This window comes from Microbispora corallina, assembly GCF_016863035.1.
Taxonomy (GTDB): domain Bacteria; phylum Actinomycetota; class Actinomycetes; order Streptosporangiales; family Streptosporangiaceae; genus Microbispora; species Microbispora corallina.
Genome location: NZ_BOOC01000007.1, coordinates 22,380 through 34,804, shown reverse-complemented (window position 1 = coordinate 34,804; position 12,425 = coordinate 22,380). Strand labels below are relative to the sequence as shown.

Below are 12,425 nucleotides of genomic sequence, written 5' to 3'. Positions count from 1 at the left end.
TACACCCGCGCTTTACCGGTCAAGCCGCGCGGGAACGGGTCACTCCTCGATGGCCCCGCCCACCGCGCGCAGGTGGTCGCGGAAGGTGAGGGACGGCTCCTGCCGCCTCCGTTCGAGATAGGCGCCGAACCCGACCTGGCCGCGCAGCGTGTCGCCCTCGCGGATCCGCTCGGCTTGGCGGCGCTCGGTGTCGCGGATCGCCTCCGCCCGCGTGAGCACCTCCTCGGCGCGGTCGGCCGGCACGAAGAGCACGCCGTCGTCGTCGCCCAGCACCAGATCCCCGGCGCTCACGGCCCAGTCACCCACGACGGCGGACTCCAGGGCGTCGGGCCCCTGGGGGTCCAGACGGAGCGGTCCGGTGGGGAGCGCGCCGAGGCTGAAGACCGGCAGCCCGATCGCCAGGATGTCGGCGGTGTCGCGGTGGAGGCCCCAGATCACCACGCCCTCCAGGCCGGCGGCGCGCGCCTCCAGGACGACCAGGTCGCCGACGCACGCCTCGTCGAGGCGTCCGCCGTTGTCGACCACGAGCACGTCCCCCGGCGCCGACCCCTCGAACGCCTCCAGGAAGACGTCGACGCTGCCGGCGTGCCGCGCCGGGCACACCCGGCCCGCCACCCGGCCGCCCGTCACCACCGGCCGTACGCCCGCCGGAGCGCAGCGCACCGGGACCCCGCAGCGGATGCACCCGTCCGCCACGTGCGCCGTCGTCAGGCCCGCGAACCGCTTCCGGAGCTCCCCGTGATCCATGCCGTGCCACCTCTCCCTCGACTCCTCCGCGCGTGCGACGTCGCGCGCGTCGCCGACACCGAGGCTCGCACGAAGGGATCCGTCCGGCAGCGGGAGGGCCTCTAGAATGATGTTCTATGGCGATGTACGTCCCCCTCGGCCCGGGGTGCTACCGGGCGACCGAGCACACCCAGGGCCCCTGGGATCCCCGGCAGCAGCACATGGGACCGGTGACCGCGCTCATCGCGCACGAGCTCGACCGCGCTCCCGGCCTGCCGCCGGCGAAGCTCGCCGTGGAGATCCTCGCCCCCGTTCCGGTCGGCGACCTGGAGGTCCGTACCGAGATCATCAGGGACGGCCGGCGCGTCCGGTGTGAGGGCGCGACCGTGACCGCCGGCGGCCGGGAGGTGGTCCGGGCCACGGCCTGGCGGATCAGGGAGGACGCGACGCCGGCCACCGGCGTCTCGCCCGTGCCCGCGCCGGTCCCGCCGCCCGGGCAGGGCGACGGCTCGTGGCTGTCGCGCGGGTTCGGGTACGGCAGAGCCGTGGACTGGCGCTTCGTCAAGGGCGGCCCGGACGAGACCGGGCCCGCCCTGGTCTGGGGGCGCTGCCGCGTCCCGCTGGTGGAGGGCGAGGAGATCACGCCGCTGGAGCGGCTGGCGGTCTTCGCCGACAGCGGCAACGGCGTGAGCGGCGCGCTCGACTTCGAGACGCACCTGTTCGTCAACGTGGACCTCACGATCTCGCTGTTCCGGGCGCCCGCCGGCGAATGGTTCTGCCTGGACGCGAGCACGACGATCGGGCCCTCCGGCCGGGGGCTGACCCGCTCGACGCTGTTCGACGAGGACGGGGAGGTGGGCGCGGCGTCCCAGACCCTGTTCGTCGCCCCGCGGTCCACAGGCTGAGCCGGGCCTTCGCCGCGGCCGCGGGCGCTCGGGTAGCTTGCCGTCCATGGTGCGTTGGATCTGGGTGTTCGTCGACCGGCCGCGGGAGCGCTTCGAGGAGAGCGCGGCGTTCTGGACGGCGGTCACCGGCGCCCGGCTGTCGGCCCGCCGGGGGGACGACCGGGAGTTCGCGACGCTGCTGCCGCCGGAGGGCGACGCGTGCGTGAAGCTCCAGGGGGTCCGGGAGGGGGACGGGGCCCATCTCGACCTGGAGGTCGACGACGTCCGCGCGGCCGTGGCGGGCGCCCTCGACGCGGGCGCCGCCGTCGTCGCGGACCACGGGGAGTGGGCGGTCCTGCGCTCCCCCGGCGGCCAGGCGTTCTGCCTCGGGCCGTGGTCGGGAGCCGTTCGGCGGCCGTCCCCCGTGGAGGGGAGCCGGCTCGACCAGATCTGCCTCGACGTCCGCCCGCCGCGTACGACGACGAGGTCGCGTTCTGGACGGCGGTGACCGGATGGCCGGCCCTCACGGGCGCGTATCCCGAGTTCAGGGTGCTCAGGGGGCCCGGCATGCCGGCGCGCGTCCTGCTCCAGCGGCTCGGGGACGAACGGCCCGCCTCGGCCCACGTCGACGTCGCCTGCGCCGACCCGGAGGCCGCCCGCGTGCGGCACGAGGCCCACGGGGCGAAGCGGGTGGCCGGCGGGCCGTCCTGGATCGTCATGCGCGACCCGGCCGGCGGCCTCTACTGCCTCACCCACCGCGACCCCGTGACCGGCTCCCGGCCTTCCTAGGACTCCCGGCCGGCCGCCGAGCCAAGAGCCCACCGCGACCCCGTGACCGGCTCCCGGCCCTCCTGACGAGCCCCGGCGCCGCGGGGCCGGGTGCTCCCGACGGCCTCACCCGGCGCGATCTCCTGCAGATTTTCTCCCGGGAGCTGTCGAGAATCGGCGGGCCTCTCCGACCTTTCTGTGAACGCCGCCCCCGGCGGCGCCCGACACGGACTGGAAGGACTCGAACCATGACGCTCGACCACGCACCCGCCCTGACCGGTGAGGTCGTCCAGCCGGGCGACGACGCTTACGCAGGGCTCCGCGGGACCCTCGTCCGAGTCGGCAGCCCCGCCTATGTCGTGCGCTGCCGCGACGCCGCCGAGGTCGCTGCGGCGGTCCGGTTCGCCCGGCGGGAGGGGCTGACGCTGTCGGTGCGCAGCGGCGGCCACAGCACGGCCGGTTTCGGCACCAACGACGGCGGCCTGGTCGTCGACGTCTCCCCCATCGACGGCGTCGAGGTGATCGGCGGCCCGGACGACCTCGTGCGGATCGGCACCGGCGCCCGATGGGGCGAGGTGGCCCGGGCCCTCGCGCCGTACGGGCTCGTCCTGTCCTCCGGCGACACCGCCTCCGTGGGGGTGGGCGGGCTGCTGCTGGGCGGCGGGATCGGCTGGCTGGTCCGCAAACACGGCCTCGCGCTCGACCACCTGGTGGCCGCCGAGGTGGTCACGGCCGACGGGCGGGTCCTGCGCGCGTCGGCCGACGAGAACGCCGACCTGTTCTGGGCCGTGCGCGGAGGCGGCGGCAACTTCGGGGTGGTCACCTCGTTCGAGGTGTCCGCGCGGCGCCAGGGCGACGTCACGGTCGCCCGCGTCGCCTACCCGGCGAGCGAGGCGGCACAGGTGCTCCGGGCCTGGCGCGACGTCGTGCGTTCCGTGGGCGACGACCTCACCTCCACGGCCCACCTGTTCCCCGCGTTCGGCGACGACGCCCCGGCCACCCTCATGATCACCTCCTGCTACGCGGGGGACGACCCAGCGGCGGTCGAGCCGCTCACCCGTCTCGGCACGGCGCTGAGCAAGGACGTCGCCACCGTGCCGTACGCCGAGGTGCTGGAGGAGATTTCGGAGCTGCCGCCGGGATGGCGGCCGATCGTGCGCAACCGGTTCGCCCGGTCGCTCGACGACGCGCTGATCGACACGGTGACGGCCCACGCAGGCGACGTACCCATGACGGTCTTCGAGATCCGGATGATCGGCGGCGCGATGAACCGCGTCCCGTCCGACGCGACCGCCTTCGCCCACCGCGACGCCGAGATCATGCTGACCACGGTCGTCCTCGGCGGGCCGGCGGAGCACGCCCCGATCCTCGGCGACTTCGAGGCGCTGTGGCGCAGGCTCGCGCCGCACACCTCCGGCGCGTACGTCAACTTCCTCAGCGACATCGCCCCCGGCGACCTCGCCGCCGTCTACCCGGCCGGCACCTACGAGCGGCTCGTCGCCGTCAAGCGCGCCTACGACCCCGGCAACGTCTTCGACCAGAACCTCAACGTCTCGCCGGACGCCTGAGAAGGGACCTCCGTCTCTGGTCATGGCGGCCCCGATAATGGACACTCGACACGTAAAGCCAGAAAGGAGCACTCGCGTCGAGGTCATGAGGTGGCGTAAGGGCTGGGGACGCGAGGAGTTCCACACGAGACGGCGGCGGCTGGCCGCCATGGCCCCCACGATCGCCCAGTGCGCGATCGGCGCGGCCCTCGCCTGGCTGGTGGCGCGGCACGCCCTGGGGCACCCCCGCCCGTTCTTCGCCCCCATCGCTGTTGTGATCTGCATCGGCGTGTCGCTCGGGCAGCGGCTGCGCCGCCTGGGGGAGCTCGTGGCGGGCGTCAGCCTCGGCGTCGGCGTCGGTGACCTGCTCGTCTCCCGGATCGGCTCCGGCGCGTGGCAGATCGCGCTCGTCGTCGCCCTGGCCCTGGCGGCGGCGGTGATCCTCGACACGGGCTCGCTGATCCTGATCCAGGCCGGCTCGTCGGCCGTCCTCGTCGCGACCCTGCTGCCGCCCACGGGCAGCGGCGGCTTCGACCGCATGATCGACGCGCTCACCGGAGGGCTCGTGGGCATCGCGATGGTCGCCCTGCTGCCTCCGGACCCGCTCGCCCTCGCCCGGCAGCACGCCGCGGCGATCTTCGACGCGCTGGCCGGGGCGCTGGAGGCCACGGCCGAGGCGATCGAGAGCAGCGACCCCGCCCACGCCGCCGACGCCCTGGAGTCGGTCCGGGGCAGCCAGGGGTCGGTCGAGGCGTTCCAGCAGGCGCTCGAGACCGGACGGGAGGTGGCGGCCATCTCACCCCTGCGCTGGCGCCGCCGCCGCTCGCTCGACCGCTACCTGTCCGCCGGCACGCCGCTCGACCACGCCCTGCGGAACGCGCGGGTGCTGGCCCGCCGCACCCTGGCGGCCCTCCGGGACGGCGAGCGGATCCCGCCGGAGGTGGTCGAGGGGCTGCGCCTCATGACGGGCGCGGTGCGGCTGCTGGAGGAGGAGCTCGCCGGGACGCGGCCTCCGGGCGAGTCCCGGCGGGTGGCGCTGGCCGCCGCGGAGGCCGTGGGCCCCGTCCTGACCGGCGGCGCGGGCCTGTCCACCCACGTGGTGGCCGCCCAGGTGCGGTCGATGAGCGTCGACTTCCTCCGGGCCACCGGAACGGACACCGCCGCCGCCACGGCCGCCCTGCCCCCGGTCTCGGCGGCCGGGACCCCCGACGCCTGAACGCGCACGCTCCGGTCGGTCAGGCGGCGTCGAGGCGGGCGAGTTCCTCGGCCGAGAGCTCCAGGTCCACGGCCTTGACCGAGTCGCGGATCGTCTCCGGACGCGAGGAGCCCGGAATGGGGATCACGACGGGCGCCTTGGCCAGCATCCAGGCCAGGCACACCTGCTGCGGGCTGACCCCGTGGTCGCGGGCCACCTCCGCGAACGGCGCGAACCGCGAGCCCAGCTCGCCCGCCTGGGAGATGCCGCCCAGCGGGCTCCACGGCAGGAACGCGACGTCCATCTCCGCGCACAGCTCCAGCTCCGGCTCGCTGGAGCGGAAGGCCGGCGAGAACTGGTTCTGCACGCTCACCAGGCGGCCGCCGAGGATCTCGTTCGCCTGCCTGATCTGGTCGGGATTCGCGTTGGAGATGCCCGCGAACCGGATCTTTCCGGCGTCCAGCAGGTCGCGGATCGCTCCGACCGACTCGCCGTACGGCACCCGGGGGTCGGGCCGGTGGAACTGGTAGAGCCCGATGGCGTCCACGCCCAGCCGCTTGAGCGACTCCTCGCACGCCTCCTTGAGGTGCTCGGGTGAGCCGTCGAGCGTCCAGGAGCCGTCGCCGGGCCGCAGGTGGCCGCCCTTGGTCGCCACCAGGACGTCCGAGGCGTCCCCGCCGTAGCTCGCGAGCGCCCGCGCGATGAGCGATTCGTTGTGGCCGACCTCGTCGGCGTGAAGGTGGTAGGCGTCCGCCGTGTCGATCAGCGTCACCCCGGCGTCCAGGGCCGCGTGGATCGTCGCGATGGACCGCTGCTCGTCGGGCCGCCCCTCGATGGACATCGGCATCCCCCCGAGGCCGATCGCCCCGACCTGCACGTCGCCGATACGCCGCGTCCGCATGAGTTCCTCCCGCTTACAGGACATAGTTCGGTGTCCATCCTCGGCGCTACCCCTTCAGCCCGTCCAACACCACCTGGTGATCGGCGCCAGCACGGTTCGTGATGGTTCCTATAGTTGACATCGACTATTCAGGAATGGATAGTCAAAAGCAACCAAGACGAAGGGGACAAGAACATGGCTGCTGTCAGAACGGCTCTGGTCATCGGCGGCGGGATCGCCGGCCCCGTCACGGCGCTCGCCCTGCGCCGGGCCGGCATCGAGGCGACCGTCCACGAGGCGTACACGGGGACGGCGGACGGCGTGGGCGGCCAGCTCACGATCGCCCCGAACGGGCTCGCCGCGCTCGCGGCCATCGGAGCCGACGAGCCCGTACGGGCGGCCGGGCAGCCGATGGACCGCACGGTCATGGCCGACGGCCGGGGCAGGCCGATCGGGGAGTTCCCCGGCCTGCCGGGCCTGCCGTCCAGCCGCGCGATGTGGCGGTCGGACCTCTACCGCGTGCTCCGCGACCACGCCACGGCGCACGGCGTCCCGATCGAGCACGGCAGGCGGCTCGTCGGCGTCGACGAGGACGCGGACGGCGTCACCGCGCGCTTCGCGGACGGCGGCACGGCCAGGGCCGACGTGCTCGTGGGGGCGGACGGGGTCGCCTCGACCGTGCGCACGCTGATCGACCCCGCGGCTCCCGCGCCCCGCCACGTGCCACTGCTGAACTTCGCGGGGGCCGCCGACGTCGCCGTGCCCGCCAAGCCCGGCACGGCGTACTTCACCTTCGGACGGCGCGGGTTCCTCGGCTACTGGCTCGAGCCCGGCGGCCGGACGTCCTGGTTCGGCAACCTGCCGCACCGTGAGCCCATGACGATCGCCGAGGCCCGCCGGGTGCCGCCGGCGGAGTGGCTGCGCCGCCTGCGCGAGGCCTACGAGGACGACGTGCCGGCACGCGACCTGCTGCGGCACACCCCGCCCGAGCGGCTGGCCGCCCTCGGGACGCTGCAGATCATGCCGAGCGTCCCCCGTTGGCACCGCGGCCGCATGGTGCTCGTCGGCGACTCGGCGCACGCGCCGTCCCCGAGCTCGGGCCAGGGGGCGTCCCTCGCCATGGAGAGCGCGGTCGAGCTGGCCCGGTGCCTGCGCGACCTCCCCGACGCGCCCTCGGCGTTCGCGGCCTACGAGCGGCTGCGCCGGGCCCGGGTGGAGAAGGTCGCGGCCCGGGCCGCCAGGACCAACGCGGGCAAGACGATGGGGCCCGCGGCCGTCGCGATGATGCGCCTGCTGATGCCGCTGGCGACGCGGACGCTCCTCACGCCGGAGCGGACGCTCGGCGCCGAGCAGCGCCACCGGGTCGACTGGGACTCCCCCGTGGCCGTGCCCTGACATGCGGACGGATGCACGTATGGTGAACGCGTCCACCCCGCTCGACCCCCGGAGGACGACCCCCATGAGCACGCACGTCCACGTCCGCCTCGCCGACGACCTGGCCGTCACCGAGGACGGCGACCTCGTCGAGCGGTACCGCTGCGGGTGCGGCGCCACCTGGACCCGCGTCCACCGCGCCGAGGAGGGCCGTCCGGAAGGCTGACCGGCGACCCGAGGTGCGAAAGCCGACTTTTGGGGCAGAGGGCCAAAAATCCCACTAGCGGCGCACGTGATGGAGCGGCCAGATGACGGACCTCGGGGAAGCGATGGCGGTCGGCGTCGAGGAGGAGTTCCACATCGTCGACCTGAGCACCCGGCAGCTCGTCCCTCGTGCCGGCGTCCTGCTCGAACAGTTACCCGCCGACCGCTACAGCCAGGAGCTCCAGCGTTCGGTGGTGGAGGCCAACAGCCGGCCGTTCGCCCGGCTGGAGGACCTCGCGGCGGACCTTCGCGCGCTGCGCCGGGGGGTGATCGAGGCCGCGGACGGCCTCGGCCTCGGCGTCGTGGCCGCCGGGACGGTGCCGCTGGTCGACCCCGAGACGATGAAGATCTCCCCGGATCCCCGGTACGAGCAGATGCTGGGCGACTACCAGGCGCTCGCCCGGGAGCAGCTGATCTGCGGGACACAGGTGCACGCCGAGGTGCGGGACCGGGACCTGGCGGTGGCCGTGGCGCACCGCCTCGCCCCCTGGCTGCCCCCGCTGCTCGCGCTCAGCTGCAGCTCGCCGTACTGGATGGGGTCCGACACCGGCTACGCCAGTTACCGGTCGCTCGTGTGGCAGCGCTGGCCCACCGCGGGCCCGCTCGGCCGGTTCGCGTCCGCCGCCGAGTACGACGCGCTGGTCGACGAGCTGGTCGGCTCGGGAGTGATCGGCGACCCCGGCATGCTCTACTTCGACGTCCGGCCGTCCGCCCACGTGCCGACCCTGGAGCTGCGGGTGTGCGACGCCTGCCCCCGGGTCGGCGACATCGTGCTGATCACCGGGCTGTTCCGCGCGCTCGTCGCCCGGGAGATCGAGGCCGTGGCGGGCGGACGGGGACCGGAGATCCGGCTCGAGATGGTACGGGCCGCCTCGTGGCGGGCGGCGCGGTCGGGCCTGGAGGGGAACCTCGTCGACCCGGTCGACGGCGTGCCGCGGCCGGCCGCGGCGGTGGTGCGCGGCCTGCTGGACGGCCTGCGGCCGTACCTGGAGCGGTACGGCGACTGGGAGCTCGTCTCCGCCCTCGCCGGCGAGGCGCTGGCCGGCGGCGGCGCGGCCGCCCGCCAGCGCGAGGCGTTCAGCCACGGCGGGCGGTTGACCGACGTCGTGGACCTGCTCCTCGCGGAGACGCGCGACGCGGACCCGCTCACCGGCACGCGGCGTCCGAGGGGTAGGACATGTGCGGACTGAGCGGGGAGATCCGCTTCGACGGGCGCGCCGCGGACATCGGGGCGGTGGGCCGGATGACCGACGCGATGCACGACCGCGGCCCGGACGGGTCGGGGCTGTGGTTGCAGGGGCCGGTCGCCCTCGGCCACCGCCGGCTGAAGATCATCGACCTGAGCGACAAGGCGGCGCAGCCGATGGTGGACGGCTCGCTCGGCCTGGCCGCGGTCTTCAACGGCTGCCTGTACAACTACCGCGAGCTGCGCGAGGACCTGCGGGCGGACGGGTACCGCTTCTTCTCCGACTCCGACACCGAGGTGCTGGTCAAGGCGTTCCACCGCTGGGGTGCCGGCTGTGTGGAGCGCTTCAAGGGCATGTTCGCCTTCGCCGTCGTCGACCAGGCGACGGGCCGGCTCACCCTCGGCCGCGACCGGCTCGGCATCAAGCCCCTGTACGTCTCGGGCGACGGCGCCCGGCTGCGGTTCGCCTCGACGCTGCCCGCGCTGCTGGCGGGCGGCGGGGTGCGCACCGACATCGACCCGGTCGCCCTGCACCACTACATGACCTTCCACTCGCTGGTGCCGGGCGAGCGCACGATCCTCGCGGGGGTCCGCAGGCTGCCCCCGGCCACCGTCCGCACGGTGGAGCCCGACGGCACGACCGCCGACCACCGCTACTGGCGGCCCGAGTTCACCCGCTCGGCCCTGCCGGAGTACGCCGGGCTGGGCCCGGACGAGTGGCGGGAGGCCGTCCTCGACCGGCTGCGGGCCGCCGTGCGCCGCCGGATGGTGGCGGACGTGCCGGTCGGCGTGCTGCTGTCCGGCGGGCTCGACTCCAGCGTGATCGTGGCGCTGCTGGCCGAGCAGGGCCAGGAGGACCTGTCGACGTTCAGCATCGGGTTCCACCCGGCGGGCGGCGAGCCGGGTGACGAGTTCCGCTACTCCGACCTGGTGGCCGAGCGCTTCGGCACCGACCACCACCGCATCCTCATCGAGGACACCCGGCTGCTTTCGGGTCTGGAGGACGCGGTGCGGGCGATGAGCGAGCCGATGGTGAGCCACGACTGCGTGGCCTTCCACCTGCTGTCGGCGGAGGTGGCCAGGCACGTGAAGGTCGTCCAGTCCGGCCAGGGCGCCGACGAGGTGTTCGCGGGCTACTCGTGGTTCCCGCCGCTCGCGGGCGTGGCGCGGCACGACGCCTTCGCGACGTACGCCGGGGAGTTCTTCGACCGGCCGCACGAGGCGCTGGCCGGCATCGTCGCGCCGGAGTACCTGATCGACGACGACGCCAGCGGCGACTTCGTGCGCCGCCACCTCGCCCGGCCGGGGGCCGACACCGCGCTCGACGCGGTGCTGCGCCTGGAGACCGAGGTCATGCTGGTCGACGACCCGGTCAAGCGGGTGGACAACATGACCATGGCGCACGGCCTGGAGGCGCGCACGCCGTTCCTCGACCACGAGCTGGTGGAGCTGGCCGCCGCCTGCCCGCCGGAGCTGAAGCTGGCCTCCGGCGGCAAGGGCGTGCTCAAGGAGGCGAGCCGCGCCCTGCTGCCCGCCGAGATCGTCGACCGGCCGAAGGGCTACTTCCCGGTGCCCGCGATCCGCCACATCGACGGGCCGTTCCTCGACCTGGTCCGCGACGCGCTCACCGCGCCGGCGGCCCGGTCCCGCGGGCTGTTCGACAAGGCGTACGTCGACGAGGTGCTGGAGTCCCCCGGCGCCCACCGGACCACGACGGGCGTCGACGTGCTGTGGCAGCTCGGCCTCCTGGAGCTGTGGCTGCAGGCGCAAGGAGTCTGATGGCGGAGATCCTCGGCGCACCTCTCTCTCCCACCGAGGACATCGGTCTCACCGCCTGGACCTGCCGGTCCCCGGCCCTCGCGCCGGACGGGAGCGCCGTGGCGTACGTCTGCGACAGGGACGGCGTGCCGCGGATCTGGGTCCGGCCGCTGGAGGGGGACCTGGACGCGTGGCCGGTCGCCACGGGGCCGGAGCCGGTCGACGAGGTGAGCTGGTCGCCTACGGGCGGCCGGCTCGCCGTGCGCGTCGTGCCGGGCGGCGGCGAGCACACGCAGGTCTGGACGGTCCGCCCGGACGGCGGCGACCTGCGCCCACTGGCGACCCCCGCCGGCGGCTCCGCCTGGTTCGTCCGGTGGACCGGCCGCGGCGACGTCCTGCTCGTGGCGGAGGTCTCCGCCACCGGGCTCACCGAGGCGCTGCTGGTGGACGCCGCGACCGGCGGCCGCGAGGTGGTCGCCGCCGGGCCGCTCATGCACCCGGAGGCCGTGAGCCGCGACCACGCCCGGGTGCTGCTGCGCCGCGGCCCCCGCGGGGTGCGCCGGATGTACCTCGCCGACCTGGGCCCGGGCGGCGGCGAGCGGCCGCTGCTCCCCGCGGCCCCCGGCTCGACCGACTACGGCGTCCTGTCCCCGGACGGGACGACGGCCTATCTGCTGACCGACGCCGGGCGCGACCGCGCCGCCCTCGTGGCCGTGCGCGGCGACGGCGAGCCGGAGGTCCTGGCGGAGCGGCCGGACGCCGAGCTGGACCTGGTCGCCCTCGGCGCCGACGGCGCCCGCGCGGTGCTCGTGTGGAACACCGGCGGCCGGTCGGAGCTTGAGCTCCTCGACACGGCGAGCCGGACGGCCCGTCCCCTGCCGCCTCCCCCGGCCGAGGTGGTGACGTCGATCAGGATCTCGCTCGACGGCACGGCGGCCGTCCTGGCGGCCGAGGGACCGGCGCAGGCCTCCCACGTGGTGCTGTGCGACCTGGAGACCGGACGGCACCGGCGGGTGGCGGGCGCCCCGCCGCTGACCGGCTCGGCGGCCGCCGAGCCGATCGCCTTCCCCGCCCGCGACGGGCTCGAACTGACCGGCTGGCTCCACCGGCCGCCGGGGGCCAGCGGGCCGGCGCCGTACGTCGTCTTCCTGCACGGCGGGCCGGAGGACCAGGAGCGGCCCATGTTCAACCCGCTCTACCAGGCCCTCCTGGCCTCCGGGATCGGGGTGTTCGCCCCCAACGTCCGGGGGTCGAGCGGCTTCGGCCGGGCCTTCCGGAGCGCCGACGACCGCGCGCTGCGGTTCCGTGCGATCGACGACGTGGCCGACTGCGCCGCCCTGCTCATCCGGCTGGGCCTCGCCGACCCGGGCCGCCTCGGCTGCATGGGCTGGTCGTACGGCGGCTACCTCACGCTGGCCGCGCTGGTGACCCATCCCGGCCTGTTCAGGACCGGCGTGGACGTGTGCGGGATGGCCGACTTCGCCACGTTCTACGCCCGTACGGAGCCGTGGATCGCCGCGGCGGCCGTCAGCGAGTACGGCCATCCGGAGGCCGACCGCGACCTGCTGCGCGCCCTGTCCCCCCTGCACGCCTTCGACCGGCTGACCGCCCCGCTGCTGGTCGTCCACGGCGCCCGGGACACCAACGTCCCGGTGTACGAGGCCGAGCAGACGGTGGCGGCGGCCCGCCGGCACGGCGTGCCCTGCGAGCTGCTGCTGTTCGAGGACGAGGGCCACGAGATCCGGCGTCCGGCGAACCGGGCCGTCTTCGTGCGCCGGGTCGCCGGCTGGCTGGCCGGGCACCTCACCTGACCGCCGCCGGAGCGGTTGATCGTTCGCCCCTC

Annotated in this window: 12 protein-coding genes; 10 read left to right on the top strand and 2 right to left on the bottom strand. The window is 74.8% G+C overall.

All coding sequences use genetic code 11. From position 1 onward, the window contains the following. Positions 1-39: 39 nt before the first annotated feature. Positions 40-747 carry an RraA family protein gene (locus Mco01_RS11130; protein ID WP_204056809.1) on the bottom strand — a complete coding sequence of 236 codons (708 nt, stop codon included), beginning with the start codon at positions 745-747 and terminating at the stop codon, positions 40-42. A gap of 116 nt (positions 748-863) precedes the next feature. Here Mco01_RS11130 and Mco01_RS11125 point away from each other — a divergent pair, with 116 nt between their 5' ends. From Mco01_RS11125 to Mco01_RS11105, 5 genes are all read left to right on the top strand, one after another. Beyond that, a complete protein-coding gene (locus Mco01_RS11125) occupies positions 864-1,631 on the top strand; it encodes a thioesterase family protein (protein WP_204056808.1) in 768 nt (255 codons plus the stop codon). A gap of 46 nt (positions 1,632-1,677) precedes the next feature. Next, positions 1,678-2,118: a VOC family protein gene (locus Mco01_RS11120; RefSeq protein ID WP_204056807.1), complete on the top strand. Its 441-nt coding sequence runs from the start codon at positions 1,678-1,680 to the stop codon at positions 2,116-2,118. Beyond that, positions 2,004-2,399 (top strand): VOC family protein, encoded by a 396-nt coding sequence (locus Mco01_RS11115; RefSeq protein ID WP_307825570.1) that lies wholly within the window; start codon positions 2,004-2,006, stop codon positions 2,397-2,399. Before Mco01_RS11120 ends, Mco01_RS11115 begins: the two co-directional genes overlap by 115 nt. Positions 2,400-2,626: 227 nt before the next feature. Then, a complete protein-coding gene (locus Mco01_RS11110; RefSeq protein ID WP_204056805.1) occupies positions 2,627-3,946 on the top strand; it encodes an FAD-binding oxidoreductase in 1,320 nt (439 codons plus the stop codon). Between the two features lie 85 nt (positions 3,947-4,031). After that, the gene (locus tag Mco01_RS11105; protein WP_239103520.1) at positions 4,032-5,141 is read left to right on the top strand and encodes an FUSC family protein; all 1,110 of its coding nucleotides are present in this window, start codon (positions 4,032-4,034) and stop codon (positions 5,139-5,141) included. Between the two features lie 19 nt (positions 5,142-5,160). Here Mco01_RS11105 and Mco01_RS11100 read toward each other — a convergent pair whose 3' ends face one another. Next, positions 5,161-6,021, bottom strand: a complete 861-nt coding sequence (locus Mco01_RS11100) for an aldo/keto reductase (protein WP_204056804.1) — start codon at positions 6,019-6,021, stop codon at positions 5,161-5,163. Between the two features lie 174 nt (positions 6,022-6,195). Here Mco01_RS11100 and Mco01_RS11095 point away from each other — a divergent pair, with 174 nt between their 5' ends. From Mco01_RS11095 to Mco01_RS11075, 5 genes are all read left to right on the top strand, one after another. Beyond that, the gene (locus tag Mco01_RS11095; protein WP_204056803.1) at positions 6,196-7,395 is read left to right on the top strand and encodes an FAD-dependent monooxygenase; all 1,200 of its coding nucleotides are present in this window, start codon (positions 6,196-6,198) and stop codon (positions 7,393-7,395) included. 64 nt (positions 7,396-7,459) lie between these two features. Further along, the gene (locus Mco01_RS11090; protein WP_204056802.1) at positions 7,460-7,600 is read left to right on the top strand and encodes a hypothetical protein; all 141 of its coding nucleotides are present in this window, start codon (positions 7,460-7,462) and stop codon (positions 7,598-7,600) included. Positions 7,601-7,682: 82 nt separating this feature from the next. Next, entirely contained in the window at positions 7,683-8,828 is a 1,146-nt protein-coding gene (locus Mco01_RS11085) for a carboxylate-amine ligase (protein WP_239103519.1), read from the top strand. After that, positions 8,816-10,603, top strand: coding sequence for an N-acetylglutaminylglutamine amidotransferase (locus tag Mco01_RS11080; protein ID WP_204056801.1), 1,788 nt, complete (start codon positions 8,816-8,818; stop codon positions 10,601-10,603). Before Mco01_RS11085 ends, Mco01_RS11080 begins: the two co-directional genes overlap by 13 nt. Beyond that, a complete protein-coding gene (locus Mco01_RS11075) occupies positions 10,603-12,393 on the top strand; it encodes a S9 family peptidase (RefSeq protein WP_204056800.1) in 1,791 nt (596 codons plus the stop codon). The genes Mco01_RS11080 and Mco01_RS11075 overlap by 1 nt, the downstream gene beginning before the upstream one ends. The last annotated feature ends 32 nt before the right edge of the window (positions 12,394-12,425 follow it).

Excerpts from the sequence above, each read along its gene's own strand:
- Mco01_RS11130 (WP_204056809.1), bottom strand. The coding sequence starts at position 747 with ATGGATCACGGGGAGCTCCGGAAGCGGTTCGCGGGCCTGACGACGGCG.
- Mco01_RS11125 (WP_204056808.1), top strand. The coding sequence starts at position 864 with ATGGCGATGTACGTCCCCCTCGGCCCGGGGTGCTACCGGGCGACCGAG.
- Mco01_RS11120 (WP_204056807.1), top strand. The coding sequence starts at position 1,678 with ATGGTGCGTTGGATCTGGGTGTTCGTCGACCGGCCGCGGGAGCGCTTC.
- Mco01_RS11110 (WP_204056805.1), top strand. The coding sequence starts at position 2,627 with ATGACGCTCGACCACGCACCCGCCCTGACCGGTGAGGTCGTCCAGCCG.
- Mco01_RS11105 (WP_239103520.1), top strand. The coding sequence starts at position 4,032 with ATGAGGTGGCGTAAGGGCTGGGGACGCGAGGAGTTCCACACGAGACGG.
- Mco01_RS11100 (WP_204056804.1), bottom strand. The coding sequence starts at position 6,021 with ATGCGGACGCGGCGTATCGGCGACGTGCAGGTCGGGGCGATCGGCCTC.
- Mco01_RS11095 (WP_204056803.1), top strand. The coding sequence starts at position 6,196 with ATGGCTGCTGTCAGAACGGCTCTGGTCATCGGCGGCGGGATCGCCGGC.
- Mco01_RS11090 (WP_204056802.1), top strand. The coding sequence starts at position 7,460 with ATGAGCACGCACGTCCACGTCCGCCTCGCCGACGACCTGGCCGTCACC.
- Mco01_RS11085 (WP_239103519.1), top strand. The coding sequence starts at position 7,683 with ATGACGGACCTCGGGGAAGCGATGGCGGTCGGCGTCGAGGAGGAGTTC.
- Mco01_RS11080 (WP_204056801.1), top strand. The coding sequence starts at position 8,816 with ATGTGCGGACTGAGCGGGGAGATCCGCTTCGACGGGCGCGCCGCGGAC.
- Mco01_RS11075 (WP_204056800.1), top strand. The coding sequence starts at position 10,603 with ATGGCGGAGATCCTCGGCGCACCTCTCTCTCCCACCGAGGACATCGGT.